Origin of the sequence: Pantoea phosphatilytica (assembly GCF_051025615.1) — a bacterium.
Taxonomy (GTDB): Bacteria; Pseudomonadota; Gammaproteobacteria; order Enterobacterales; family Enterobacteriaceae; genus Pantoea.
On record NZ_JBPFDF010000001.1, the window covers coordinates 243,653 to 267,732 of the forward strand.

The following is a 24,080-nucleotide window of genomic DNA, read 5'->3' on the forward strand; positions in this document are numbered from 1 at the left end:
ATGTCCTATGGAGCAATGCTGACAGACTCAGCAGGGGTACCATTTTACATTGGCGATACAATGCCATTAACACTTATCGAAAAACGTGTGCTTAGTGTGCCAGATGTGTCCGGAAGTGGCACCGTCATAAATCTGTTTAATAATGACGGCATTGTCAGGTTTGTATTTGTTAACAGTAATGGCGCTCAGGGGAATGGAACAGGCACGTGTGAAGCCCTAGAGTTATCCGGAGGAGTATGGCGCTTACGCTGTGCTGGCGCGGCAAGAATAGTAAATGTTTATATTTTTGGCTACCAGTTTCAGCCTGTTCCTGCCTGGGGGATTCAAATCAATGACTCTCAGGGTCGATGCATTCTGACAAACGAAACCAAAGTATTGCGTGATGTTCAGAAGCTAGGAGATGAGGGTTCGGATTCAGGATCAGGGCTAAACGCCAACTTCTCTCTCTCGGGGGAGTGGGCCGTTGCACCAGCTTACACGGGTTATTTCGCTGGCACGGTCAATCAGGCGGGGCAACCCATGCCTGTTGTTGCTCAATACGCAAGCAGCGCAAGGTTCAATGGCAGCACTACGCAAATAACCAGTGGATATATAGGCAACTCACCTTCAGGTGGGGCTACCGGGACGCTTTCGAATTACAGAAACAGACTTACAGCCATTAACGTCCAGCGTTATTGAGATTATCGATCAGGATGATTGATAAATAAGTTTGATGTATACATCCTTTAAAGGTATAAAACACCAAACTAAACAAGGATGATTAAATGAAAAAGATTTTATTGGTGATGGTTCTTACCTCACTGGCCGGATGTCAGGCTCTCCCTCCTGTAAAATGCTTCGCAATCGCCAGAATTGGCGGGCAGGATGTCAATGTGCCAATCTACGATGTAAAAACTGAGGCGAACCAGACTAAATATTTCGCAGGCAATCCCTTTGGATGGAAGTGGGTATCAAAGTCAAACTTCACTGAAAGCACCTGTCCGAAATAGTAAATAACTCAAATCAATCAACCCGGCCACCGTGCCGGGTTTTTTATTGCCCGGAGAAAGCTATGCCAGCAGGCACTATCGCACTAACTAACAATTCAGCCGCGGTGACAGGAACTGGAACCAGCTTTACCACGGAGCTTAAAGTAGGAGATTTTGTAGGAGTAATTGTTGGGGGGGCGCCGTACACACTCGTGGTCTCTTCAATCGCATCTAACACACAGCTCGCGTTAGGCGTACCATTTAATGGACCAACTACATCCGGGCTGGCATGGTACGCGGTTCCGGCTTCTCTGATGGTTGCCGTAACACAGCAATCTCTGAATGATATGAGTAAAGTTCTTCGAGGAATGATACTCGATAAGGCTAATTGGCAGCAGATATTCACCGGGTCGGGCAATGTAACTGTGAATCTGTCAGACGGAACTTCCTGGACTGGGCCAGCCTGGAATGGCATTTCATCTACAGTTTCCGGGAAGATGGACAAAAGCCAGAACCTTAACGATGTGGCCGACAAGCCAACAGCTCGCTCAAACCTTGGACTAGGAGATGCGGCAACCAAAAGCGTTGGCTCGGCGGCCAATACGGTTGCTGCCGGCAATGACGCAAGATTTGTTAACTTCACCGTCACGCAATCACCCAAAAATATTGTTGTATCGAACTCATTCAGGTGGGATGTTCCAGCTGGCCTGATTTGCCATGGCGGCGCAAACTCTGCATCACGCACATCCGTCTTCACAATCGACTGGACATCTGGTGGCGGCACTCACATATTCATTGACAGTACAGATATGGGCCAGGTGCAATTCATCACCTCTGATGAGCGATTAAAAACAAAAATTCAGCCTGCTGCATCTGGATTTGTGGACAGGGTAAAATCTCAGGAAGTGGTGGAGTACGAGTGGATTGATAAGAAAATGCGTGGCTCAAACCGGTTGAGAGGATTCATTGCTCAGCGCGTTGGGAAGGTTGACCCGATGCTTATGAATGGATCAGAGGAAGGTCAGTATGGTCTCGAGATAATCGGGTTGCTGGCAGATGCCTATGGTGCCATTCAGGAGCAGCAGACTTTTATTGAGACCCAGGCGACTGAACTGGAAGAGTTGAAGGCCAGAATGAAGGCAATAGACTGTCTCGATAGTTAAAATCCCGGCGACTATCTGCATTTTGGAAAAATAGTTCAGTTGTGGGCTGCCGCTTTGGATGGTGAGGTGGTCAACGAATAGCGCATGCAAGAGACTATTGGGATGGGTAAGTCACCGCAGTGGCTGTATAATTTTAAAAGCCGCAGAGGCATGTGCTCTGCCTTTAACACATATCAATCCAATTGAATTAATATTGAGGTTAATTTAATTAACATCATCGTAGTGTAGCTTTCTTCCAATCTTAATAAATGGTAATTCGACCACTTTGTGCATTAAATATGCAAATGTAATCGCTATAGATGTTGATATCACAAGTTTAGTTAGGTTAGCAGTTTCGCTCCAAAAATAAGGAGGGTGCTCAAGAAGAAGATACATGATGAAAAAATGCGTGATATATATCGAAAAGGAGATGTCGCCAAAAAAGGACAGGATTCTCAAGTTTGGTATTTTGAAGTTGGATTCATACATAATTATTGCAAAGAATAATGGCAGAGCGATGAGGTTGAACTCAGTAAATCCATAGCCATAAAATACATTTGAAAAGTAAAGCCATCCTGATAGCATGGATAATAGCATAATCATGGGGCCTGAGATGGTATACTTAACCTTCATCCATCCTCTTATAAAAGCTTCACAGAGCCACATGCCAAGCAGGAACTCTAGGTGAAGGGATGTGCTTAAGAATTTCAAAGCGTGATCGGTATATGAGCTATCTCCAAGAGAGGCTACGTAGCCAGAGTTGAGCGATACAGAGCCAGTGATGGTGAACTGAAGCATAAAAACCTGAGCTAACAAAATGAATGAGGCTATGAGCACCCTGTGCTTATGATTGAGTATCATCGCTATGCCGAAAACGAAGTAAAACCATATCTCGTAAGAAAGCGTCCACGCAGGGCCAATAAAATTATAATCGAAAGCTGGGGCTGGCCTGTTATAATCCTGGAGGATAAACAGGCCTGATTTAATCATTGACCATAATGGATGGACGCTGTATCGGATCAGGAATATTGAAGAAATTATCAGTATGAAAAGGAATAGCGGGTATATCCTGAAAAACCTTTTCACGAAGAAACTGGATACCCGCCCGCTCTTAGCGGTGACGTAAGTTATAATAAAGCCGCTAATTAGAAAGAATAAATCAACACCGAATCCTCCGTTCAGAAAAATTCTGTTAAAAGGCTCTACCTTACCAATATACATAAAAGAATAGTGAAACATCACGACCAGTAGCGCCGCAAATCCTCTTGTGTAGTGAATGCTTTTTAACATGTGTAGTCCAGAAATTTAGATTCGCGCAAGATAGTACCAACCAATCTCTTCAGCGGGTAGTCATAAAAAAGCCCGGCGACCGGGCAATGACTCAACCGCGCCTCTCTGAGCAGGCTACAGGGTGGGTGTCATCAGGTTATATCTTTTCATGCGAGGTAACCAATCGGCAGGCACAAAAAAGCCCGCGTTACACGGGCATAAAGTAAGGCCAACCAGGAAATCCATATCATCAGCTAAAGCTGACAGAAAAAGCTTAGAGCGGATTTTGATTGTAGTTGTGATGCCTGTGCAAGAAATGACTCAACGGGTCGTAAGCAGCGGGAAGAAAGTTTAGCGCTGAAAAAAACACCTGCTCCCGAGGCGGGTAGCAGGCATAAGTTGTGGTGGAGCCAGTGACACTCTTACGAGGCATCTCATGTTGTGACGAGGCGTCAGGCGAGCCGGCCTGGCGTCTCCTTGACCTGCGGTAGGAGCGTAGGCCATTCACAACACATTGAGGTTAGAGAGTGACGAGCAGATAACAAGCGTAAGCGGCAGGTTTTTTTGGAAATTTCCCATAAAAAAAGCCCGCTAAACGCGGGTCAAAGTTTGGGTAATGAGTACCTTTTTTTTGTATTCATAGGCTCTCACGTTAAGTATCGTCCCTTTCTGAAAAACATTTAGTGACTAACTGCTCAGCATTGCGGTTTACAAAATTCAGTGCCACGCAACTTGATCAGATCCACCGATCGATATTACTGTTTATCCATACAGTATTTATCAGGATGGGATTTATCATGCCGCGTGACTACGAAATCATGATCGCTTTCCGGCAGGCTATAAAGCGCGATACTGCCGGTCGCTACACCATCAGCACACTGGATTTCATCAGAGAGCTTGACCGCATTAACTGGCATTACACGCTAAAGGCGGCCAACAAATGGATCGAGATGCACACCACAGCATTCCGCGACATCTCAACCACTGACGGCGAAGAGCGCCTGTTTCAGTTGTACAACCCGAATGGTGTTGTGTGATGTTTGCCCTGGTCGATGTTAATTCGTTTTATGCAAGTTGCGAAACAGTATTCAGGCCCGATTTGCGGGGAAAACCGGTCGTAGTGCTTAGCAACAATGACGGATGCGTCATTGCCCGTTCAGCAGAGGCTAAAACGCTTGGCATCCCTATGGGCGCACCGTACTTCAAGCTGAAGAACGAGTTTCGCCGGCACAGGGTTCAGGTTTTCAGCAGTAACTATGCGCTTTATGCCGATATGAGTAACCGGGTAATGACGACGCTGGAGCAGATGGCACCCAGCGTGGAAGTCTACTCGATTGATGAGGCGTTTCTGGACCTGAGCGGTGTTCGCAATTGCATGGTTCTTGAAAACTTCGGCAGGGAGGTGCGGGAAACGGTTAAGCGTAATACGCATCTGACCGTTGGCGTGGGGATAGCCCAGACCAAGACGCTCGCCAAACTGGCTAACTATGCTGCAAAAAAATGGAAGCAGACAGGAGGAGTCGTTGACCTTTCGAATGTTGAACGTCAGCGTAAGCTCATGGCACTGGTGCCGGTTGAGGATGTCTGGGGCGTTGGTCGGCGCATCAGCAAGAAGCTCAACGCGATGGGGATTCTGACCGCCAAAGACCTGTCAGAGCAAAGCACCTACACCATACGCAAACACTTTAATGTTGTGCTGGAACGAACCGTCAGGGAGTTACGCGGTGAGCCGTGCCTGCAGCTGGAAGAGTTCGCGCCCACCAAACAGCAGATCGTCTGCTCCCGCTCATTCGGTTCCAGAATCACGCAGTACGACGACATGCGCGAAGCTGTGTGCACGTTTGCCGCTCGGGCGGCAGGTAAGCTGCGCGGAGAGCGTCAGTATTGCACTCAGATAGCGGTATTCGTAAGGACCAGCCCGCACGCGGTGGGTGAAGTATTTTACGGTAACCAGTCCACCGGCAAGGTGATGACGCCGACCAATGACACCCGCGATATTATCCGGGTGGCTATAGAGGCGCTTGACCGTATCTGGGTAGACGGACACCGCTATATGAAGGCAGGCGTAATGCTGGGTGACTTCTACAGCCAGGGTGTATCACAACTGAACCTTTTTGATGAGAACAAACCACAGGCTAATAGCGAGGCGCTGATGCGCGTGATGGACGGCATAAACCTGAGCGGGAAGGGTAATTTGTGGTTCGCAGGTCAGGGTGTTCAGAACACCTGGGCGATGAAGCGGGAAATGCTTTCACCGGCTTATACCACAAGATTCTCTGATCTGCCGGTGGTGTTTTGATCGCCCGGCTTTAAAAGTGAGAGATAAAAGACGGCGGCTGGCTGGAAGGGATCATCGTGCTGGGGAAGGTGACGGCCGAGGTTCTGGCTTTGTACGAGCCCTACCGGCCGACAATCTGATGGGACAGATTTGAGACACACAAAGGTTTGAAGCTCTTTTCAGGCCTTTGCATGTTTTCGCATCATGGGACGTGTGAGCGCGGCAGGATGCGGTAAGTTACTGTGTTAAAAGGTCATTCTAGGAACTTCTAAGCCGTAGGTCACAGGTTCGAATCCTGTAGGGCGTGCCAGATTCTCTTCTCTCTGTTCTTCATCCCTGAATTTTTCACTTTCTGTCGTATTACGATCTGACTGACCTCTCTGCTGAACGTGTCAACGAATTTTCGCGTCCAGATAATGTGACAACTCAACCATCCGGCTGTTCAGGCACTTTTCTGAGGCCCGGTCAGATTAACGTCTGATTAACCGACATCCGGGTGTTCATATCAGGCGAGGGATGACGCCCGCTGTAAAATTCTGGTTTGCTGTTGAGATGAATTATCTGCTGTAAAATGGCCGTTTATATCCGTTTTCGCCTGTCCGGCGACGGGTTAGCACGGGACTCTTACACTGTGCTATATTCCGCTCGTGTCGCAACGTCATTCAGGATGAATCAGATGAACGATTATGAGCAAAGGCTTCTCAGGATTGGTTTCTCAGCTAAAGACGTTGGGAAATTAAAAGCGATTCTTACCAGAGATGAAAATCAATCCGATACTCTGCAATCTCTTGTTCAGGAACTCAGTAAACGTTTCTGGGCGGGCATCATTTGCCTGATACTTTTAAGCGCTGTTTTCATTTATGGTCTGGCGAAGGGACATACTGAAAGCCTGATATCCTATGCTATTGTCCTGATAATGGGCGCTGTTATCGTCTATTTCGTGATACCCATGAATCTTGCCTGGAAAGCCTTCAGGTTTACACGAGAAAGTGGACGCTGATAATATTAAAAATTTCATTAATTATTATCTCTCCCTGTTACGGGTTTATCTGGTTTTATATTAGCCAGGTTGTCCGTCCGGAGAATTATGCGTGATTATCGGTTTTGCGTTTTTCCTTTTAACTGAAGATATTATGTCGTTATCAGGTAAGCGCTTTGATGTTAATGGATGGATGCTCTGATGACAGATTTTGAGGAAAAGCTTCTGGCCAGCGGTTTTTCTCAGAAAGATATACGCAAGCTAAAAAGCATTGTGCAGAAGGATAAATATCAGGAAGAGACACTTCAGCAACTTGTGAATGCGTTAAGTAAGCGATTCCTGGGTAGCCGCAGTCGGGGTTTCTGCCCGGTAATTCTGCCGTAAGCATGGTATTTCAGCCGTTACTTTCTACACCGGGCGCAAGAAGTCTGGCGGCGTGGAACTCTCTGAGATAAAGCGGCAGAAGGAGAACGCCCGTCTCCTGCAGCGCTCACAGTGGAATGGCCCATCTGAACTAACCAGAGCGTCCAGATGTGCCGACGGTGATAGAACGTAAATCCGCTATGCCTGGCCGTTTTAGTGCTGCGCACCACGCGGTATTAAGATCGACGACGCTTGCCGTTGTCGCTTGCTTATCACTCATTTGAAAAGCACAAGCCAGACGAGTCTTCTGCTCAATGACCAACACCAATACCTTATAGTTAGCGACAACCGGCACCATAGGCACCGCGGGTTCAGACCCGGAAGGTACCTCTGAATGCCTGTCGGTGATGAGCTGCTTTAATGTCTCTTAGTTATCTCTGATTAGCTTTGCGATAAAGCCAGACACCAATAAAGGCCAGCAGTAGAGAAAAAACTGCCTTGAGGAGAATCACGGTCAATTCGAAACTATCCATAGCGCTTTCTCCATCACCACTGATATGGCCTTCGACCAGCGATTTGATGAATCCTTCAGGAATAAAAATCCAGGAAGCGGATAGAATTATAATAAATATCAGTATTTTCATCGTGCAACACACTTTGTGAAATCAGGAATGCCACGAACATCAATGCGGCCATATGCTAATAAACCATGACTGCCCGGTACGACGACTTTTTTCCGCCGCAATAATGAATTGCGTAAAGTCTGGAATTCAGATGAGCGATAAAAAGTGATGCAACCCCATGATACGCCAGAACCGTCGGTATTAAGTGGGTGAAGCCTGAAGCTGCCGCGCTTTACACCATTAACAAAAACGTAATCACTCATGGTTTTAGCACTGTATAAACCAAACTACTCTGAGTGATGATTTCGGTACATATGGGCCATATCTATCAACTCTGCCCGGGCGCGGTTCAGCAGGCTCCCTTCTGGTCTGTCTACAATCCAGTATGTTCCTGGCGGAATTGCGGCCTTCTCAATGTCCGAACAATCTGGATTATTGATATATCTTTCAATGCCAGACAAAACATCGAACGAGCCCACACCATAGCAGTTTAGCTTTACACGTTTTCCGTCACTGGAAAGTCGGCCATAATCCATCATGCATATTTGCATTGTAAATGCTCCCGTTGTCAATTCTCAGCCAATTTATGCTGTTTCTGGCGGGCGGCTTAAATGTCCCTTGCGACCCCTGATTCGAAAAGCGGTCTGGCTGCGTTTATATTGCCACACCCCGTATCCTGCAGTCACCGTTCACCGGTACCCGCAATATTAAATCATCTAATTTGCCGCTCCCCAATCAGAAGCGACATCCTTTCTCCTCTGCGCCACTTAACCGCAGACACACACTCCCTGAAGGCATAAATACTGTGATCAATCATTCCGGATAAACAAAATTCCACACCCTCCCGGCTCAGAAAATCGTCACACCTTTTTTTCCTCTCGCCGCAATGCCATGATAGCGGTTCTGTCATCATCGCGCTCCGGCCAACCCGCCCCGGAGCTTATAAACAGGACGTCATGACGCATGGAAAGTAAACATCTGGTTGATATTGCGGAAGCCTTTCCGCAGCTGGTCATCGATCTGAAATATGCCACCGCCGACAACATTGCGGGCCGGCCGATCTACCGCGACGCGCGTTGTCTGTTGCACACTGAAGCGGCTGATGCGCTGGCGAAAAGTATCAGCATTGCCAGGGTAGCTGGCTATACCTTACTGGTCCTGGACGCATACCGGCCACCGTCCGCCCAGGCCGTTCTCTGGGAGGTCTGCCCGAACCCGGACTATGTTGTCCCGCTGTCGCGCGGATCAAATCACAGTCGTGGCACGGCGATTGACGTTACGCTGATCGACGAGCATGGCGCGATTGTGGATATGGGCACCGGCTTCGATGAGATGAGTGAGCACTCTCATCCTTATCATCCTGCTGTGGCCCTCAAAGCTCAGCGCAACCGTCTGATGCTGAATGCCATTATGCTGGGGGGCGGCTTTACCAGCATCTCAACCGAATGGTGGCATTTTGAACTGCCCGGCGCAGAACACTATCCAGTGATTGACGGTGTCTTTGACTGCTATTCTTCTGCACAGGCGGAAAATATCGGCGCCTGAAAAGGACCAATTGCAATAAATGGTCGCCGGGATACGTTGAGCGAGCGCTATTTAAAATAACGTCAGTGAACTCAGGCAGATTAATGCGGGGTAGGGATTTCAGATAAAAATAAGCCGTGGCAGGCGCCACGGCTTTCACATCAGGCAGACTGCCACTCGCTTTCAACATCCGCTTTCGCTTTAGAAAGGATGACTTTATTGTCGTCCACTTCTTTCACCCAGCTGAATGGAATAATGTGGTGTTTACCGCCCGCTTCAGGATCGCTTTTCGCCAGCTTAATTTTGTCGTCGCCTTCAAAATGGTCAACAATCCCGACATGTTCGCCATTCACATCAACAACCTGTGCGTGATCTAAAATCTCTGATTTATCTACCATGGTGGCTTAATCCTTATATTTAGTGAGTGCTGTATTTCTCAGACAGAACAAGCCTGGTTGTTAAACGGAGTTTCCGCCAGACGATTAACAAAATGAAATATCTGAGTGTGCCGGATCTGATCGGCAAAGATTTATTTCTGACAGAAAGATCAACGCAAAGTCAGCAACGCCTGAAACAGCGATTTCCCCCTCTGATGTCCCGGCGGGGCAGGGCGCTGATCTGCCCGGCTCACCCGCGTCAGCGCGGTTGTCTGACGCTTTCTGCACAATCAACGCTATGATCATCAGATCGGTCGCTTCGCGGCAGAGCTGTCTGAACGCGCAGGACCTGGTTCACTTAAAGGAGTGTGGATAACAATGGTCAGTTCAATCATGTCTGAAGGCGGTGTCTGGATTAATCAGCCATCCGTTTACCGTCTGGAGGGCGATGTCCTGCAGTTTGAAACGGCCCAGAACAGCGATTTCTGGCAGCGCACCTGGTACGGCTTCGAACGACACAGCGGCCACGCCTTTGGTTTCCAGGTCGAGGGTGATTTTACCGTTCAGGTGCAGGTGAGGGCGGACTTCAGCCAGCTTTACGATCAGGCGGGCCTGTTTATTCAGGATAACGAGACACACTGGGTAAAAGCGGGTATTGAGTTTAACGATGAGCAGCCAGCCATCGGCTGTGTTGTTACGCGTGAATTTTCCGACTGGTCAACCGGGGTGTTTCCCGGCGATACGCGCCAGTTCTGGCTGCGCGCAACGCTGATTGATTCTGCATTAAGAATTCAGTACTCCACCGATGGCGTGACCTGGCCGCTGTTACGGCTCTGCTCATGGCCTGGTCAGGGGCGACGTTTTGTCGGCGTGATGGGCTGTTCACCTGAGCGCGAGGGACTGGCGATCCACTTCAGCGACTTCAGGCTGAGCCCGCCGCTGGGCAAAGCGCTGCACGACCTCTCCTAGCATCGGCCAGATTGCATATCCTCCCGTAATCCGCTTAATTGTCAGCTTCGAATCTGCCGTGCTGCGTTGCCCGCATCGGGCGGCGCTTTTACAGGGAAAGCTATGCGTTCTGTTACCTCGTTTACCTCGCTGCTGGTGGTCGGTTGCTTTGCCGGAGTGCAGCAGGCCGCAGCCGATACCGTCTGGCTGAATAATGGCGACCGCCTGTCGGGCACTATCCGTTACCTCAGCGATGGCCGGCTGGCGATAGAGACAGCCTATGCGGGCACGGTCACGCTCGACTGGAAAGCGGTCAGTACACTTGCCAGCGATAATCCGGTGAATGTCGAAAACAAACAGACCGGCGAGCACTATCAGGTCCGGCTCTCCTCATCTGACCCCGGCTATGTCTGGGTGGAGCGTAATGAGCAGGAGCAGCAGGTTTCGATCAAGCGTATTGATGAGTTTATGAAGGCCAGAGTGCGCAGCGATCGGCTCGCCTGGAGCGGCAACGTGGATGCCGGTGTGAAAGTCAAAAAAGCCTCGACCAAAACCGACGACTACAGTTTTGCGCTTAACACCAAACTGAATCAGGGAAAATGGCGGCAGGATATCGGCGCGACCTACAATCGGGAGCAGGAAAATGAGAGCGTCAACACGGACAACTATAGCCTGCGCTACGCCGTTGACTATCTCTTCAGGGAGCAGTTTTTCTGGCAGGCGCGCGCCACCTACAAGCGCGACTGGGTAGAAAATCTCTCGCGCCAGGCGTTAATCGGCACCGGGCCCGGTTATCAGCTGTGGGATACCGAACTTAGTGCGTTCTCGCTCTCCGTGCTGGCCGGTGCGTTTGAATATGGCTACAGCGAAGACAGGGATGAGCGGCACTTTGGCGGCTCGCTGCGCTGGAACTACCAGCGCTATCTGCTGGGCAAGTCGGTCACGCTCTACAGCAACGGCGATGTGGGGCATTCGCTGGATGACGATGGCGTCTTTATGCTGGATGCGGAAGTCGGCCTGCGCTACAGCCTCACCTCCTGGTCCACTCTGCATCTGGTCTATCACCGCAACCTGGTCAGTGGCATACCGGACACCCTGAACGAGGGCATCTTCTCCACCGGCTTAGGGCTGAAATGGTAACCCGCTGATCGCACAGCGCGGCAGCAAATCCTTACGGTTTTTCTCCGGTTACCGGCCCGCTATTGGCTAAGCTCCATGTAGTCATAAAACGGGAATGCAGATGATGATCGTAAGCAGCAGGGTGTACCGTCCGGGATGCGCGGGCGAAGAGGTCGGGGTTGACGATATCAGCGAAGTGATTAAAGAGCCGGAGGCGTTTATCTGGCTTGGACTATGGCAGCCCGACGCGGAGTTTATGGCGAAGATTAAAGAGGAGTTCGGCCTGCACGAACTGGCGGTTGAAGACGCGCTGAATGCCCATCAGCGACCGAAAATCGAACATTATGGCGAGTCGCTGTTTATCGTGGTCAAGACCGTATGTGTTAAGGATAACAACTGTGAAATGGGCGAAACCCATTTCTTTGTCGGAAAAAACTTTCTGATCAGCATCCGTCACGGCGCCTCTGAAAGCTATACGCCGGTGCGAAAGCAGGCATCTGAAAATCCGTCGCTGCTGAAATATGGCCCCGCCTGGCCGCTTTACTGTCTGCTCGATTTTATTGTTGATCGCTATGCCGAGCTGTCCACCTCGCTGAATGAGCGGGTCGGACAGATGGAGAATGAACTCTTTACCAGCGAATTTGACCGCCAGTCGGTGCAGCAGGTCTACACCATGCGGCGCCATCTGCTGACGCTGCGCAATGCCGCGCTGCCGCTGGAGGAGATCTGTAATCAGCTGATCCACCTGCATGAAGATCTGATCCCGCGTCCGCTGCGCGCCTATATCCGCGACGTGCAGGATCACGCCCGGCATGTGGTGACGGACGCCGAGGATATGCGCGAAATGCTGACCAGCGCCATGCAGGTCAATCTGGCGCTGGTGACGGTGCAGCAGAATGAGGTGGTGAAAAAGCTGGCGGGCTGGGGCGCTATCCTGGTGATCCCGACGGTGGTGTTCAGCATGTACGGCATGAACTTCGAGCATATGCCGGAGCTGAAGTCCCTGTATGGCTATCCGCTGGCGGTGGGACTGACGCTGGTGGCCTGTGGCGGACTCTGGGCCAGGCTGCGTCGCGCCGGCTGGCTGTAAGCGAACCCGTATATTTTCAATGCGAGGAGGAAATTAATTTCGCGCCTCGCTTAATTTTATTTATCCTTATTTAAGCGCAGCGGATAAAGCTGGCGTTAATCATTCTTTATCCCTCACTTTCCTTTTTTTGATTAACTGCATTTCCGGCTGCGGCCTTATTATTCTTTTCGGATTGCTGGCTGACTGATTATTCTTTCACTACGATAATCCTATTACCTTGTTGAAAGGCTATTGCCTGACGAAATAATCGGAATGCTGAAAAAAGACCTGACTCTCCGGCATAGCCTCTCTTTAACCGGCGATCTCCAGATGGCTGAGGGTTGCGTAGCGGTTCAGGGCAGGCATGGCCCCGGTCCACGCTGTGTTGCCGGGAAAATTACCTATGAATGACAGTGACTGGGTTTTAATGCTCGCCCGTGCCCAGTTTGCCGTGACTATGGGTATGCATATTACGCTGGCGGCGCTGACGCTGGGACTGGCACCGTTTCTGGTCTGGTTTGAAGCGCGCTGGCTATGGGGAAAGCAGCAGGCTGCACGCGATGCCCTTCACTTCTGGCTGATACTTTTTTCTCTGACCGTGGCGATTGGTGCAGCCTCGGGGGTGGTGATGGAGTTTCAGTTTGGCACGCACTGGGCTCCCTTTTCACATCAGGTTGGCGGGGTGATTGGCCCTTTGATGTTTTATGAAGTGCTGATCGCCTTCTTTCTTGAGTCGGCCCTGACAGGGGTGATGCTGTTTGGCTTTAATAAGATCCGGCCCGGCGTCCATTTTGCGGTGACCTGTCTGGTCGCGATCGGTGCGTTATTCAGCGCGTTCTGGATACTGGCTGCCAATTCATGGATGCAGACGCCGGTGGGTTTCAGTCGCAATCCGCAGGGGGTTTTCCTGGCCGAAAGCTGGCGATCGATTCTTCTGGCACCCTCTTTTCCCTGGCGCTTCAGCCACATGGTTGTGGGGTCGCTGATTGCGGTAGCGGTGCTGATCATGGGCGTAGCCGCCTGGCGACTCCGCCGTTTCAGCGGAGAGCCCGCTTCGCGGTTGATGCTTAACAGCGCACTGACCTTTCTGCTGGTTGCCATGCCACTGCAGATCGTACTTGGCGATCTGCAGGGTGAAAATACCCGCGATTATCAGCCCGCTAAGCTGGCTGCGATGGAAGGGAGCTGGCATCGACCAGCGCAGGGCGAGGGGGAACCGCTTCGCCTGTTTGCCATACCGGATCAGCAGGCGCAGCGTAACCATCTGGAGCTTAGCCTGCCCGATCTGGGCTCGCTCTATCTGCGGCACAATCTCTCCGGGCATATCAACAGTCTCAGCGACTTTCCGGCAGATGCCATCCCTCCGGTGCTACCGGTCTTTTTCGCTTTTCGGCTGATGGTGGGGCTGGGAGTACTCATATTACTCACCACGATTGCCGCGAATGTTCAGCGCTGGCGTGGGCGACTGATGAGGTCAGGACGCTTACTGAACGGGCTGGTCTGGCTATCCCCTGCGGGCTTTATCGCGCTCCTGTCCGGCTGGGTCGTTACTGAAGTCGGACGACAACCCTGGACGGTCTATGGTCTGCTTCGCACCGCACAGAGCGTCTCTCCGCTGTCGCTCGGGGCTACGCTGAGTCTCTTTGTGGCGGTGCTGCTGATCTATGGGCTGGTTTTTGCTCTCGGCTTACGCTATCTGCTGCGCCGGGTTAAGGGCGCACTGCCATCGGGAGAACCGGTGGTGATAGTGCTCAAAACCCCGAATTAGGAGCCTGCAATGACCGATCTCTCTGCATTCGTTATCTGTCTTTCTCTGCTGCTCTATTTGCTTCTGGATGGCACGGATCTGGGGGTGGGGATGCTGTTCTGCTGGTTTCACGATGATGAACAGCGTGAGTTGATGACGCACAGCATCCTGCCGGTCTGGGATGCGAATGAGACCTGGCTGGTCCTGATGGCTGGCGGATTACTGGCGCTGTTTCCCCCGGTCTATGCACTTCTGCTGAGCGAGCTGAGTGTGCCGCTGTTCGTTATGCTGCTGGCGCTGCTGATGCGGGCGATGGCACTGGAATATCGCGCCCAGAGCTCCACGCGACTGCGTCCCTGGCTGGATCGCGTCATGGCTGGCTGTTCGGCAATGGCGACCTTTATACAGGGCTGGTGCGCCGGGATGGTAATCGGCGCACAGCCGCATACGGGTCTGCCGGATGGGCTGAGCCTGATACCGCTGATCAGCGGTATGGGCCTGATGGTGATCAATTCACTGCTGGCCTGTTGCTGGATCGGCTGGCGCATCGGTGACAGGGTACAGCCGCTGGCGGCGGCTCAGAGCGGGCTATGGTGGCTGCTGGCGCTGACAATTTTTCTTGCTGAGTGTTATTTCAACGCAGATATCTGGCGGCAAAGCTGGCTGCGGCCCCTGGGTAAGGTCGCAATCGGGGCAATTCTGCTGCTCTGGATTGCCCTGCCACTGGCTTTATGGCGGGCCCGGCCGTTGTGCCAGCTTATCCTGACTTTACTGCTGATCGGCGCAGTATTTACCGGATTGCTCTGTGGTCTTTATCCCTGGCTTGTGCCCTATCAGTTCACGCTCAGTAACAGCGCCTCATCACCCGTGACGCAGGGCTTTGTCCTGACGGGAGCCGTGATTGCCATGCCGCTGACGTTGCTCTACCACAGCTGGTCATTCTGGGTTGAGCGCCGGGCAAAATAATCCACCAGCTTGTCGCGTCAGGCGACCCGATCAGAGATCATCAATACATGAAAAAAGATCGCACAGAGAATCGGGATTACCCGGTAAAAGAGAATATCCTGTGGGTACGTCGCGAATGGCGGATACAGCGTGCCGGAGAGTACCTGTTAATTGTGCTGGTGCTGCTGGGGGCGTGCGGACTCTTCTCCAAAGGTTGGCTGAGTGACAGCCGGGTCCGCTCACCGGATGGCAACCTTGAGGTGGCGTATGAGCGGTTTGGCCGGATCGAAAGCAATATGGCTATGCGGATAGGCTATCGTGCTCCTGCAGGCGATCGTTTTACTCTCACTATCGGCAGCGGGGCACTGGATAGTCTGGAGATCCAGACGCTGCAGCCTCAGCCACGCGAGGCGGAGGCAATCGGCAGCGATCTGCGGCTGACCTTTGCTGTTGCGGATACCGGACCCGATCATGCGGTCTGGATCGGATTGCAGCCACGCCGTGCGGGCCGCATTCACGTTGCAATCTACGGCGATGATGCATCGCCGATTCGTTTTACACAATGGATCTATCCCTGACAGAGGCGCGTTATGGAAACGGTATTACGGGCTGCGGCCATCTATCTGGTGCTGATGGTTGTGTTCAAAATTGCTGGCAGACGCACACTGCTGCAGATGACATCATTTGATCTGATTCTGCTGCTCATTATCAGCGAAGCGACCCAGCAGGCACTGCTGGGGGATGATTTTTCAGTAACCGGCGCAGCACTGACCATCATAACGCTGGTAACCATCGATATCGTGCTGGGTAAAGTGAAAAACCGTTTTCCGGTGGTAGAGCAGATTATTGATGGCGGCCCGGTGATTCTGGTGGATCATGGCAATCTGCTGACCGATCGCATGAAGATGAGCGGCATCAGTCCTGACGATGTACTGGAAGCGGCGCGCTCCGGTCCGGGACTGGAGCGGTTCGACCAGATTAAATATGCCGTGCTGGAGGTCAACGGTCATATCTCGATTATTCCCCGCACGGAGGCGTAGTCACGTTCCGGATGGCTCTCTGCGGCCATCACCTCGCGGCTGTCATCCTGTTCCTTGTAATTCTGCAGAATTGCGCCATGCTTAACACTTCACCCACGCATTATTATCTGAGCTGGCCTGACACTCAATCAGCGTTATGCTTCATAGTCAGGTTTATGTGAATGAATTCAACCGTTTTACCTTCTATCCCGTCACCGGCTGGCACATCGGGCCATTAAGCGATCATCAGGCGCTGGTACTGAAGCTCGGCTATGTCGATCCGGATGCACCGGATGACCAGGCGATGCAGGAAACGCGCTTTTTTGGCCTGACGATCGAAATGGCCAAATCGCTGGTCAGCCATCTCTCTGAACAGATCGCCAGTGCGGAAAAGGCAGCCAGTAACGTCACGAAGCAGTGACGGCGTGGCGAGGCGTCCGTTATCTGATCGGCGTGTGATCGTCTGTCCTGCATCTCTTCCGGTGCGGCAGCGTTAAGCGTGCCGTTGTGACCGATCCTGATCATGGCACGCTTGACCCTACCAGGTTGCCGCAGGCGGGGTGCCGGGTAAAGCCTGCCGATCCAGAGCCACATCCTTCCGGGCCGGTAAAGCAAATTTTTGCGCCATCATGATGTCAAAATCGGTTAACAGAGGGCAGGGAGCAGTGATGCAGGCGGTCAGCCCTCCTGTTGTCTTCCCCGAACAGCTAACCCGATCGTCTACACTGCTAAAAGAGCGATCCATGTTAAGGAGAAGCGATGACAGAACACGACTTCAGAAAATGGTTAGCTGAACAGGGTTTTGACCAGCCACTGCTGGTGGAGCGCGCAGCCGCAACCGAGCTGGACAATCACGTTCACCCCTTTGAGGCGCTGGCACTGATTCTGGATGGCGATATCACCATCAGCACTGAACAGGGCGAAACCACCTATCACGCAGGCGACACCTTTCACCTGCAGCCGAACGAGCTGCATCGTGAGGTGTTCGGCCCCCGGGGGGTTCGCTATCTGGCAGGGCGCAAATATGAGTAACTGGCTTTCAGCATGACAGAGTATGACGACCTTTTTACCCGGCTGGCGCGCTCGCCGTTTCGCCAGCGTTTTCGTCTGGGACGCGCCGAATATGAGTATGCGTCCGGCAGAGGCGAGTCGGTTTTACGCCAGCACGCCAGCGAATTTGTGGCACAGCGCCTGGCTCCCGCCGAGCCGGAAAAGGATGGCAGGCAGACGCCGATGCGTGGCCATCCGGTGTTTATTGCGCAGCACGCCACGGCGACCTGCTGTCGCGGCTGTCTGAGCAAATGGCACCATATCGATCAGCATCAGCCGCTCAGCGCGGAGCAGCAGGCCTATGTGGTCGCGGTGTTGCTGCAGTGGATCCATCAGCAGATGCAGCTACCGGCACCCCCCGCTCGCGTCAGCCGCAGGAAACCGAAACCGGACGACGATCCGCAGCTCGCCCTGTGGTAATCGACAAAAACGCTACGGCCAGCGGCTTTTTCTGGTGAAAACTGGCCCTTTTTCATTCCTGGTTTATTCTTAAATCTTTCCTGGAAATGCTATGCCAGGATTAAAACCTACACGGCAACGATGAATACAGAGGGAATTATGAAGAAATCAATTATTGCACTGTCTGCTATTTTACTGGCTTCGCCAGTTTTTGCTGCTACCACCACAGACAACACCGTTGCGGAAGCGCACAAAGGCGCCGATACCGCAAAAGAAAAACTGCACAAGGCGCAGCATGAAGGCGAAGAGATGAAGCTGAAATCTGAGCACGCTGCCGAAGGCAAAAGCCACACCACCGGAAGCAAGATCACCGAAGGTGCGCAGAAAGGCTGGAACAAAACCAAAGAAGGCACCGAGAAAGGCTGGGATAAAACCAAGCAGGGTGCAGAAGATCTGAAAAACAAAGCGACCAACTGATTCGCGATTGTTTTCAGGAGAAAAAACCCACCGTACGGTGGGTTTTTTTATGGCTGAAGCGGATCAGGCTTTGTTTTCCGCTGCCTTTCTTTCTGTGGCTTCTCTTTCTGCCGCCGCGAGCGCGGAGACTTTGATTTCTGCTTCAGCAGCGGCTTCTGCCGCAGCGGAAGCCGCTTCAGCCGCCGCTTCCGCTGCGGTTTCAGACTGCTTCTTGCCCTCTTCGATCACTTCTTCGTCGATGACTTCGATATTTTCGCGGTTATCGCGGCCGGAGAGCAGATTCCAGCAGGCGATAAACAGCGCCGCTATGACCGGACCAATCACAAAGCCGTTGATGCCGTAGATCTCCATGCCGCCCAGCGTGGCGATCAGGATCATATAGTCAGGCATCTTGGTGTCTTTGCCCACCAGCAGCGGACGCAGAATGTTATCCACCAGCCCCACAATCACCACGAAGAAACCGACCAGGAAGAGCCCCTTCCAGAGTGCGCCGGTGGCGAAGAAGAAGATCGCCGCCGGCACCCAGATGATGGCAGAGCCGACCGCCGGAATCAGTGAGAGGAACGCCATCAGGGCTCCCCACAGCAGGCTGCCATCAATGCCGGTGAACCAGAAGGCCAGCCCGCCGAGAATACCCTGAACGATACCGACCACCACTGTACCTTTCACCGTTGCCCGCGCTACAGCCGCAAACTTCACCAGCAGATGATGCTTCACGTAGGTCGAAAGCGGCAGGGCTTCCAGGATCAGATGCACCAGATAGGAGCCATCTTTCAGCAGGAAAAACAGCAGATAGAGCATCACACCAAAGCCGATGGTGAAGCTGAAGGTCCCTTTACCGATGACAAAGGCGCTGCCCGCCACATACTGACCGCCCTTCAGCGCAAACGAGGAGAGCTTCTGCTGAATCTCTGCGGCGCTATCCAGATTGTTATCGGCCAGATAATGTTTCGCCCAGCGCGGCAGATGCTGCAACAGTTCGGCGAAGACCGCCGGGAACTGCGCCGAGTTGGTCTGCAGCTTGTGATAGACCGCATTGGTTTCGACGACCAGTGATGAGGCGATAATCGCCAGCGGCGTGAACACAATCAGGCAGATACAGAGCAGGGTGAGCAGCGCGGCCAGGCCATTGCGGTCGCCCATGCGGTTCCGCAGGTACGTTTTCAGCGGGTGGAAAATGACCGCCAGAATCGCCGCCCACAGGATCGGCGAGAAATAGGGCGAAAGCACATCAAAAAAAGCGATGGTGGCGATCGCCAGAATCAAAAGGAAAAACCCGATGTTCAATCCTTTAAAACGCATTGAAAAACCTCATCTGTAACATGCTCTGATAAACCTGACGCGCGAATGATCGATGTCTGAGCGGGCTTACGCCGCTGCCATCTTATTGCTTATCGCTCAGGCTTAGCGCTAAAAACGCTGCCGGTTGCAGCGTCGTGCTGACTAACAGGTTGAAAGTTCAGGCAGAAAGCGTGAACGGGGCGTGCGCGTTCGCTGCGTGACTTTTGGCTGATAACAGGCTGCGGCAGGCTGCCGAGCGCAGAATCCTACATTAGCGTAGCGGTTTCGACCATTATTGGTAGTTCAGCGCCTCATGATCTCTGCAGGTGCTGCCGATAACCCGGTTAATCGGACAAAAAACAGGCAACAAAAAATGAACACACCACGGATCATCCTGCTGCTGGCGCTGGTCGTCACCGGCTGCGCCACCAAGCACTATCCGCAGGCGGCGGCGGTCACGCCGGAAGAGTCAGCGATGCTGAATTGCAGCGCACTGGATCAGGAGCTGGCTAAAGCGCACAGCGTGCAGAGTGATATTGAGCAGACCGGCCAGTTTGATGCGCTGACCGTGCTCGGTTTTGTCGGTGATTTCGGGCTGGGCAATGGTATCGCGAAATACAGTGCCAGCCAGAAGGCGGAGCGGCGGCTGAACCAGCTGCAGTCGCTGAAAGCCGCGAAATGCAGCCAGCGGCTTTCATAGCAGACTGCATCAGATCAGCCAGGCATCTGTTCGCTGAGATGCTGCTGCCGGACGCTCTCCGCCGCGCGTTTGCCGGCCAGGAAGGCGTGATCTGAATTGTAGTACTCCCACTCACTGTAGCGGCCCGACAGATGAATATCCTGCGTCAGGAGCCACTGACGTATCAGTGCGACGTTATCGCTGCGCGCATGGTCGTAGACCACGTATGCGTAAGGCATATCGACCTCTGAGGCGCAGAGCAGGGGATCCTCTGCGGTAATCATGCCGACGCGGATGCAATCCTGGCGGCAGCGCTCGATCAGGGCATCGCCTGTCAGCGGCAGCGGATGGGCAGCGTTATAGGTGATTTCGCAGGTTAAGCCAAAACCGCCCGGCGGATTGCAGTGCGGGCTGGCGTTGCCCTGCACAAAAATGCGATGAAACAGCGTATCGCCGGGATAGTAGATCCAGTGCTTTTCCGTCAGGTCAGCACGACCAATCCCCAGATTCACGCAGCGCACGGAGACAAACTGAAGCTGTTTTGCCGCCCGTTGCACACTCTCCGGCACCTCGTCGCCCATCAGTTTAATCAGCTCCGGCAGCGGCATGGTGCTGATCAACTGCTCATAGCGGTAGTGGCGGCCATCCGCCAGCAGCGCGACGTGCGCCTGGGGATAGAGGCGGGTCAGGGTGGTGTCTGTTTCCAGAGTACATTTCAGATGGGGTAAAAAGCCGGACATCAGCGCCTGGAAGCCACCGCGAAGCGGATAGCCAAAACGCGCGTTCGGACCCACAGGTTTCGCCAGCGGTTGCAGCGCCCCATCAATGATCTGTGCCAGGTCAGGCAGGGGAACCCGTCCACCCAGCCATGAGGTTTCCATGTCGGTCAGCGGCACTTTCCACAGTTTCTGGTTGTAGGGCAGGGCAAAATGACGCGCGATGCCTTTACCCCAGGTCCGCATAATGAAGTGCTGGAAATCCTCATCGCCAGCCACGTCACCCATGCTGCTGCCCTCATCGGGAATCGCACCATCCGCACAGCAGTCCCGCCGCGTCCGCGCCCGATCCAGCGGTGTGGCGACAGGGGTGGTTTCGCCGTAACGCGCCTCAATCGCCCCCAGCACACACTCTTTAACTATTCCGACCGGCAAGCCATGCAGCGCGGACTGGAAAGGATAGCGGGTATAGACGCCGTTGCTGTAGACCCAGGCTTCACGGGCCTGCCAGTGCAGATTGTCGCCCAGCAGCATCTCATAAAGCGCCAGGACATACGGGTCCTGCGAGAACATGATGTGCCCGGCATAATCGAAGGTAAAACCCCGATCGTCGATGGAGCGGCACCAGCCGCCGGGTGTGCTATTTTTCTTCAGCACCACTGCATCTTCGCCATAGTGATAACCGGCACTCAGCCCGGTCGGGCCTGCGCCGATGATCAGACAGGGCACCGCTTTACTTTCCAGCATCGCGGGCGTTAAGGGCATGACGTTCGCCTGAGCACTGACCCGATCTGCCGGCTCTGCTGCGGGCTGACGCTGCGTCAGCGCCTGCTGGATTAGCGTATGTATCTGCTCCGCCGTGCGATCCCATGAGGTGGCATCCACTTTATCCTGCATCCGTCCCGTCAGGGCCAGCCGGTCTGCGGCACTCATCGTCATTGCCTGTTCACAGGCGGTGATAAAGTCAGCGTGGTTCTCCGCTACCGCCACCTCCTCTGCGTAGTGGCGCGCCACATCGACAATGGCGGTACTGACAATCGGCAGCTGCGCCGCCATATACTCCAGCACCTTGGTGGGTGAGATGTAGCGGGTTGAGGCATTAATCGCAAACGGCATCAGGCAGACATCCCAGCCCGCCAGAAACTGTGGCAGCGCCTGATAGGGCTGCTGACCCATCCAGTGGATATTGGCACGCTGTGGCAGGCTGGCGGGATCGATTTTTACGACCGGCCCGACCATCACAATCTGCCAGTCAGGATGAGTGTCCGCCAGCGCCGCAATCAGGGGCAGGTCGATGCGCTCATCCAGCACGCCGTAATAGCCCAGGCGCCGCGGCGGGATCGCATCCTGCAGCGGATGACGATTGCTGCGATCGCGCGCCTGCTCAAAATGGACCGCATCGACGCTGCTGGGGAAGCAGCAGACATGCGGATGTTTGTCGCGTCTGGCTTCATAGAGGCTGGTGCCGCCGGTGAAGACCAGATCGGCGCGGGTCATCAGTGCCGATTCACGCTGCTGGAGCTGGCGCGGCGCATTCCGGAAGGCGGAAAGCTCATCCATGCAATCATATATCACCAGCGCCGGATCAAACGGCGTCAGCAGCGGCAGCGCCATCGGCGTGTAGAACCAGATCAGCGGCTGCTCATCCTCTTCCAGCAGCGGGGTCAGCAACGGCAGCAGCGGGGCGATCTGGCTGTCGTGAAAACCGGGTGCATCGCTGTCCGTATGCGGCTGGATCACCGTGATATTGGCGGCAGGCGAACTCTGGTGCAGGCCCGGCGGTCCCGCCTGCCAGACCGGCTCTTCGACAAACACCACGCGATAGTGCTGCGCCAGACGTGTCAGTAGCTGCTGCGGACGCTGGAAAACAAATCCCCAGCGCAGATGGCTGAATACAAGCAGAACAGGTGGCTTCATGGTGTGCTCCTGGCGTTGATGTTGTTGGGCGTGAAGGTGCTGCAAAAAGTGCTGTGACTGGCGGAGTGCCTGGGCATAGGGCTGCTGCAACTGGCGGGCGTAAGGATCGGGCCCCAGCCGATCGAGATCCCATAATCCGCTGCGGGTCCAGAAGGTGGTCTCCTCCCATAAGGGGCGATCAAGGATCGGATAGAGGCAGATGCCGAGTAGCTCAACGCCTGCCAGCTGGGCCTGCGCAACCTGCGCGGTGATCTCCTGGATCCAGGCCCCGCGTCCGCTGCCGACGTGGCTGGTTTCTGCCAGCAGCAGCGGGCGCTGGTAACGCTGCCAGACCTGCTGCAGCATCCGATGCAGCGGCTGGCGGCGACGGTCGCCCAGATGCCAGTGGAGTCGCTGGCCTGAGCCCTGCTCCCACTGGTTGTCGTGGTAATAGTTGACGCCCACCAGATCGAGATAGCGCGGGGCACCGCCCAGTTCCGGATTGCGTCGGCCGCTCAGCATATCCCACGCCTGAAACTGGGTGTCGCACATCGCGCGTGCCACGTCTGAGCCCGCAGGATCGGCGGGATCGGCCACGATGTGGATCAGGGGATCGCAGTGCAGCAGACGCGCGCGCGGATCGGCCTGCCAGATCGCTTCGCAGGCGGCAAGGGTCGCGCGTACCAGCTGCTGTTTGGCCGCATCCGCCGGATCCGGCCCCGGCCTGGCGTCACAGGCGAACAGCCCGACCGAGATCCCCCAGCTGACAAACGAGATCTCATTCATCGGTGAATAGACCGGAGGCTGCTGATATAAGGGAGCCAGAAAGCGGGCCAGTGCACCGCAGAACGTGGCGAAACGACTGACAAAATCGTGATCAAACAGCGTGACGCCCGCGGGCCAGCCATAGTGACAGATCGTCCAGCTCAGCTGGATGCCCTGTTGTTCGGCTGCCTGCATCCGGGCGGCGACGGAGGAGAAATCGTAGTGGCCGTCGCGCTCACACAACCGCCAGCCCACGCTTTCGCGCACGGTGCGAAAAGAGAAGGGGGCCAGGGCGGCATAATCCTCTGCTGCACGCGCCTGGTGCTGGTTCAGATCGTTCATCGACAGCGCAACGCCTGACGGATTGATATGATCGGCACCTTCGTAACCGGCCTGCCAGAAACTGGAAAAGGGCGTCATGACATCTCCCGAAAAAAGCCAACACGA

General features: G+C 53.7%; 25 protein-coding genes and 1 pseudogene. 20 read left to right on the forward strand and 6 right to left on the reverse strand.

What is annotated here, in order from left to right; all coding sequences use genetic code 11:
• The 3 genes from ACR6AS_RS01365 to ACR6AS_RS01375 all read left to right on the forward strand — a co-directional run bounded on the left by ACR6AS_RS01365 (window position 1) and on the right by ACR6AS_RS01375 (window position 2,131).
• Window positions 1-678 carry a hypothetical protein gene (locus tag ACR6AS_RS01365; RefSeq protein WP_434160900.1) on the forward strand — a complete coding sequence of 226 codons (678 nt, stop codon included), beginning with the start codon at window positions 1-3 and terminating at the stop codon, window positions 676-678.
• An 86-nt stretch (window positions 679-764) separates the two neighbouring features.
• Window positions 765-989: a phage exclusion lipoprotein Cor gene (cor, locus tag ACR6AS_RS01370; protein WP_434160902.1), complete on the forward strand. Its 225-nt coding sequence runs from the start codon at window positions 765-767 to the stop codon at window positions 987-989.
• Window positions 990-1,051: 62 nt separating this feature from the next.
• A complete protein-coding gene (locus ACR6AS_RS01375) occupies window positions 1,052-2,131 on the forward strand; it encodes a tail fiber domain-containing protein (RefSeq protein ID WP_434160903.1) in 1,080 nt (359 codons plus the stop codon).
• 204 nt (window positions 2,132-2,335) lie between these two features.
• Here the strand turns inward: ACR6AS_RS01375 and ACR6AS_RS01380 are convergent, their stop codons facing one another.
• A complete protein-coding gene (locus tag ACR6AS_RS01380; protein WP_434160905.1) occupies window positions 2,336-3,400 on the reverse strand; it encodes an acyltransferase family protein in 1,065 nt (354 codons plus the stop codon).
• A gap of 776 nt (window positions 3,401-4,176) precedes the next feature.
• Between ACR6AS_RS01380 and ACR6AS_RS01385 the strand changes: the two genes are divergently transcribed.
• The 4 genes from ACR6AS_RS01385 to ACR6AS_RS01400 all read left to right on the forward strand — a co-directional run bounded on the left by ACR6AS_RS01385 (window position 4,177) and on the right by ACR6AS_RS01400 (window position 7,020).
• The gene (locus ACR6AS_RS01385) at window positions 4,177-4,416 is read left to right on the forward strand and encodes a hypothetical protein (RefSeq protein ID WP_058957687.1); all 240 of its coding nucleotides are present in this window, start codon (window positions 4,177-4,179) and stop codon (window positions 4,414-4,416) included.
• A complete protein-coding gene (gene umuC / locus ACR6AS_RS01390; RefSeq protein ID WP_434160907.1) occupies window positions 4,416-5,678 on the forward strand; it encodes a translesion error-prone DNA polymerase V subunit UmuC in 1,263 nt (420 codons plus the stop codon). The genes ACR6AS_RS01385 and umuC overlap by 1 nt, the downstream gene beginning before the upstream one ends.
• A gap of 655 nt (window positions 5,679-6,333) precedes the next feature.
• Window positions 6,334-6,657 carry a hypothetical protein gene (locus tag ACR6AS_RS01395; protein ID WP_111138992.1) on the forward strand — a complete coding sequence of 108 codons (324 nt, stop codon included), beginning with the start codon at window positions 6,334-6,336 and terminating at the stop codon, window positions 6,655-6,657.
• A 180-nt stretch (window positions 6,658-6,837) separates the two neighbouring features.
• A complete protein-coding gene (locus ACR6AS_RS01400) occupies window positions 6,838-7,020 on the forward strand; it encodes a hypothetical protein (RefSeq protein WP_146240828.1) in 183 nt (60 codons plus the stop codon).
• Between the two features lie 410 nt (window positions 7,021-7,430).
• Here the strand turns inward: ACR6AS_RS01400 and ACR6AS_RS01405 are convergent, their stop codons facing one another.
• Both ACR6AS_RS01405 and ACR6AS_RS01410 read right to left on the reverse strand, forming a co-directional pair.
• A complete protein-coding gene (locus tag ACR6AS_RS01405; RefSeq protein ID WP_111138994.1) occupies window positions 7,431-7,643 on the reverse strand; it encodes a hypothetical protein in 213 nt (70 codons plus the stop codon).
• Window positions 7,640-8,173 (reverse strand): annotated as a pseudogene (locus tag ACR6AS_RS01410) (DUF2778 domain-containing protein). The gene ACR6AS_RS01405 and the pseudogene ACR6AS_RS01410 overlap by 4 nt, the downstream one beginning before the upstream one ends.
• 412 nt (window positions 8,174-8,585) lie before the next feature.
• Here ACR6AS_RS01410 and ddpX point away from each other — a divergent pair.
• On the forward strand, window positions 8,586-9,167 hold the full coding sequence (ddpX, locus tag ACR6AS_RS01415) for a D-alanyl-D-alanine dipeptidase (protein WP_434160909.1): 582 nt from the start codon (window positions 8,586-8,588) through the stop codon (window positions 9,165-9,167).
• Window positions 9,168-9,307: 140 nt separating this feature from the next.
• Here the strand turns inward: ddpX and ACR6AS_RS01420 are convergent, their stop codons facing one another.
• On the reverse strand, window positions 9,308-9,544 hold the full coding sequence (locus ACR6AS_RS01420; protein WP_003854080.1) for a DUF2171 domain-containing protein: 237 nt from the start codon (window positions 9,542-9,544) through the stop codon (window positions 9,308-9,310).
• Between the two features lie 357 nt (window positions 9,545-9,901).
• On the opposite strand from ACR6AS_RS01420, the gene ACR6AS_RS01425 reads away from it, so the two are divergent.
• From ACR6AS_RS01425 to ACR6AS_RS01475, 11 genes are all read left to right on the forward strand, one after another.
• Window positions 9,902-10,492 (forward strand): DUF1349 domain-containing protein, encoded by a 591-nt coding sequence (locus ACR6AS_RS01425; RefSeq protein ID WP_293770735.1) that lies wholly within the window; start codon window positions 9,902-9,904, stop codon window positions 10,490-10,492.
• Between the two features lie 102 nt (window positions 10,493-10,594).
• Window positions 10,595-11,611: a DUF481 domain-containing protein gene (locus ACR6AS_RS01430; protein WP_434160911.1), complete on the forward strand. Its 1,017-nt coding sequence runs from the start codon at window positions 10,595-10,597 to the stop codon at window positions 11,609-11,611.
• 103 nt (window positions 11,612-11,714) lie between these two features.
• On the forward strand, window positions 11,715-12,680 hold the full coding sequence (locus ACR6AS_RS01435) for a magnesium and cobalt transport protein CorA (RefSeq protein ID WP_418797359.1): 966 nt from the start codon (window positions 11,715-11,717) through the stop codon (window positions 12,678-12,680).
• 382 nt (window positions 12,681-13,062) lie between these two features.
• On the forward strand, window positions 13,063-14,427 hold the full coding sequence (locus tag ACR6AS_RS01440; protein ID WP_434160912.1) for a cytochrome ubiquinol oxidase subunit I: 1,365 nt from the start codon (window positions 13,063-13,065) through the stop codon (window positions 14,425-14,427).
• Window positions 14,428-14,436: 9 nt separating this feature from the next.
• The gene (locus ACR6AS_RS01445; RefSeq protein ID WP_111138998.1) at window positions 14,437-15,372 is read left to right on the forward strand and encodes a cytochrome d ubiquinol oxidase subunit II; all 936 of its coding nucleotides are present in this window, start codon (window positions 14,437-14,439) and stop codon (window positions 15,370-15,372) included.
• Between the two features lie 47 nt (window positions 15,373-15,419).
• Window positions 15,420-15,929, forward strand: a complete 510-nt coding sequence (locus tag ACR6AS_RS01450) for a hypothetical protein (protein ID WP_434160914.1) — start codon at window positions 15,420-15,422, stop codon at window positions 15,927-15,929.
• A gap of 12 nt (window positions 15,930-15,941) precedes the next feature.
• Window positions 15,942-16,391 carry a DUF421 domain-containing protein gene (locus ACR6AS_RS01455; RefSeq protein WP_111139000.1) on the forward strand — a complete coding sequence of 150 codons (450 nt, stop codon included), beginning with the start codon at window positions 15,942-15,944 and terminating at the stop codon, window positions 16,389-16,391.
• 157 nt (window positions 16,392-16,548) lie between these two features.
• Window positions 16,549-16,791: a hypothetical protein gene (locus tag ACR6AS_RS01460; RefSeq protein WP_111139039.1), complete on the forward strand. Its 243-nt coding sequence runs from the start codon at window positions 16,549-16,551 to the stop codon at window positions 16,789-16,791.
• Between the two features lie 338 nt (window positions 16,792-17,129).
• On the forward strand, window positions 17,130-17,402 hold the full coding sequence (locus tag ACR6AS_RS01465; RefSeq protein ID WP_293770725.1) for a cupin domain-containing protein: 273 nt from the start codon (window positions 17,130-17,132) through the stop codon (window positions 17,400-17,402).
• Window positions 17,403-17,414: 12 nt separating this feature from the next.
• A complete protein-coding gene (locus ACR6AS_RS01470; RefSeq protein WP_111139002.1) occupies window positions 17,415-17,840 on the forward strand; it encodes a DUF4186 domain-containing protein in 426 nt (141 codons plus the stop codon).
• Window positions 17,841-17,978: 138 nt separating this feature from the next.
• Entirely contained in the window at window positions 17,979-18,296 is a 318-nt protein-coding gene (locus ACR6AS_RS01475; RefSeq protein WP_111139003.1) for a hypothetical protein, read from the forward strand.
• 63 nt (window positions 18,297-18,359) lie between these two features.
• On the opposite strand, the gene ACR6AS_RS01480 is transcribed toward ACR6AS_RS01475, so the two are convergent.
• Window positions 18,360-19,598 (reverse strand): AI-2E family transporter, encoded by a 1,239-nt coding sequence (locus tag ACR6AS_RS01480; protein ID WP_293773599.1) that lies wholly within the window; start codon window positions 19,596-19,598, stop codon window positions 18,360-18,362.
• 352 nt (window positions 19,599-19,950) lie between these two features.
• On the opposite strand from ACR6AS_RS01480, the gene ACR6AS_RS01485 reads away from it, so the two are divergent.
• The gene (locus ACR6AS_RS01485; protein WP_111139005.1) at window positions 19,951-20,277 is read left to right on the forward strand and encodes a hypothetical protein; all 327 of its coding nucleotides are present in this window, start codon (window positions 19,951-19,953) and stop codon (window positions 20,275-20,277) included.
• Window positions 20,278-20,291: 14 nt separating this feature from the next.
• On the opposite strand, the gene ACR6AS_RS01490 is transcribed toward ACR6AS_RS01485, so the two are convergent.
• On the reverse strand, window positions 20,292-24,053 hold the full coding sequence (locus ACR6AS_RS01490) for an NAD(P)-binding protein (RefSeq protein ID WP_434160917.1): 3,762 nt from the start codon (window positions 24,051-24,053) through the stop codon (window positions 20,292-20,294).
• Window positions 24,054-24,080 lie beyond the last annotated feature (27 nt).

Excerpts from the sequence above, each read along its gene's own strand:
- ACR6AS_RS01365 (WP_434160900.1), top strand. The coding sequence starts at position 1 with ATGTCCTATGGAGCAATGCTGACAGACTCAGCAGGGGTACCATTTTAC.
- cor (WP_434160902.1), top strand. The coding sequence starts at position 765 with ATGAAAAAGATTTTATTGGTGATGGTTCTTACCTCACTGGCCGGATGT.
- ACR6AS_RS01375 (WP_434160903.1), top strand. The coding sequence starts at position 1,052 with ATGCCAGCAGGCACTATCGCACTAACTAACAATTCAGCCGCGGTGACA.
- ACR6AS_RS01380 (WP_434160905.1), bottom strand. The coding sequence starts at position 3,400 with ATGTTAAAAAGCATTCACTACACAAGAGGATTTGCGGCGCTACTGGTC.
- ACR6AS_RS01385 (WP_058957687.1), top strand. The coding sequence starts at position 4,177 with ATGCCGCGTGACTACGAAATCATGATCGCTTTCCGGCAGGCTATAAAG.
- umuC (WP_434160907.1), top strand. The coding sequence starts at position 4,416 with ATGTTTGCCCTGGTCGATGTTAATTCGTTTTATGCAAGTTGCGAAACA.
- ACR6AS_RS01395 (WP_111138992.1), top strand. The coding sequence starts at position 6,334 with ATGAACGATTATGAGCAAAGGCTTCTCAGGATTGGTTTCTCAGCTAAA.
- ACR6AS_RS01400 (WP_146240828.1), top strand. The coding sequence starts at position 6,838 with ATGACAGATTTTGAGGAAAAGCTTCTGGCCAGCGGTTTTTCTCAGAAA.
- ACR6AS_RS01405 (WP_111138994.1), bottom strand. The coding sequence starts at position 7,643 with ATGAAAATACTGATATTTATTATAATTCTATCCGCTTCCTGGATTTTT.
- ddpX (WP_434160909.1), top strand. The coding sequence starts at position 8,586 with ATGGAAAGTAAACATCTGGTTGATATTGCGGAAGCCTTTCCGCAGCTG.
- ACR6AS_RS01420 (WP_003854080.1), bottom strand. The coding sequence starts at position 9,544 with ATGGTAGATAAATCAGAGATTTTAGATCACGCACAGGTTGTTGATGTG.
- ACR6AS_RS01425 (WP_293770735.1), top strand. The coding sequence starts at position 9,902 with ATGGTCAGTTCAATCATGTCTGAAGGCGGTGTCTGGATTAATCAGCCA.
- ACR6AS_RS01430 (WP_434160911.1), top strand. The coding sequence starts at position 10,595 with ATGCGTTCTGTTACCTCGTTTACCTCGCTGCTGGTGGTCGGTTGCTTT.
- ACR6AS_RS01435 (WP_418797359.1), top strand. The coding sequence starts at position 11,715 with ATGATCGTAAGCAGCAGGGTGTACCGTCCGGGATGCGCGGGCGAAGAG.
- ACR6AS_RS01440 (WP_434160912.1), top strand. The coding sequence starts at position 13,063 with ATGAATGACAGTGACTGGGTTTTAATGCTCGCCCGTGCCCAGTTTGCC.
- ACR6AS_RS01445 (WP_111138998.1), top strand. The coding sequence starts at position 14,437 with ATGACCGATCTCTCTGCATTCGTTATCTGTCTTTCTCTGCTGCTCTAT.
- ACR6AS_RS01450 (WP_434160914.1), top strand. The coding sequence starts at position 15,420 with ATGAAAAAAGATCGCACAGAGAATCGGGATTACCCGGTAAAAGAGAAT.
- ACR6AS_RS01455 (WP_111139000.1), top strand. The coding sequence starts at position 15,942 with ATGGAAACGGTATTACGGGCTGCGGCCATCTATCTGGTGCTGATGGTT.
- ACR6AS_RS01465 (WP_293770725.1), top strand. The coding sequence starts at position 17,130 with ATGACAGAACACGACTTCAGAAAATGGTTAGCTGAACAGGGTTTTGAC.
- ACR6AS_RS01470 (WP_111139002.1), top strand. The coding sequence starts at position 17,415 with ATGACAGAGTATGACGACCTTTTTACCCGGCTGGCGCGCTCGCCGTTT.
- ACR6AS_RS01475 (WP_111139003.1), top strand. The coding sequence starts at position 17,979 with ATGAAGAAATCAATTATTGCACTGTCTGCTATTTTACTGGCTTCGCCA.
- ACR6AS_RS01480 (WP_293773599.1), bottom strand. The coding sequence starts at position 19,598 with ATGCGTTTTAAAGGATTGAACATCGGGTTTTTCCTTTTGATTCTGGCG.
- ACR6AS_RS01485 (WP_111139005.1), top strand. The coding sequence starts at position 19,951 with ATGAACACACCACGGATCATCCTGCTGCTGGCGCTGGTCGTCACCGGC.
- ACR6AS_RS01490 (WP_434160917.1), bottom strand. The coding sequence starts at position 24,053 with ATGACGCCCTTTTCCAGTTTCTGGCAGGCCGGTTACGAAGGTGCCGAT.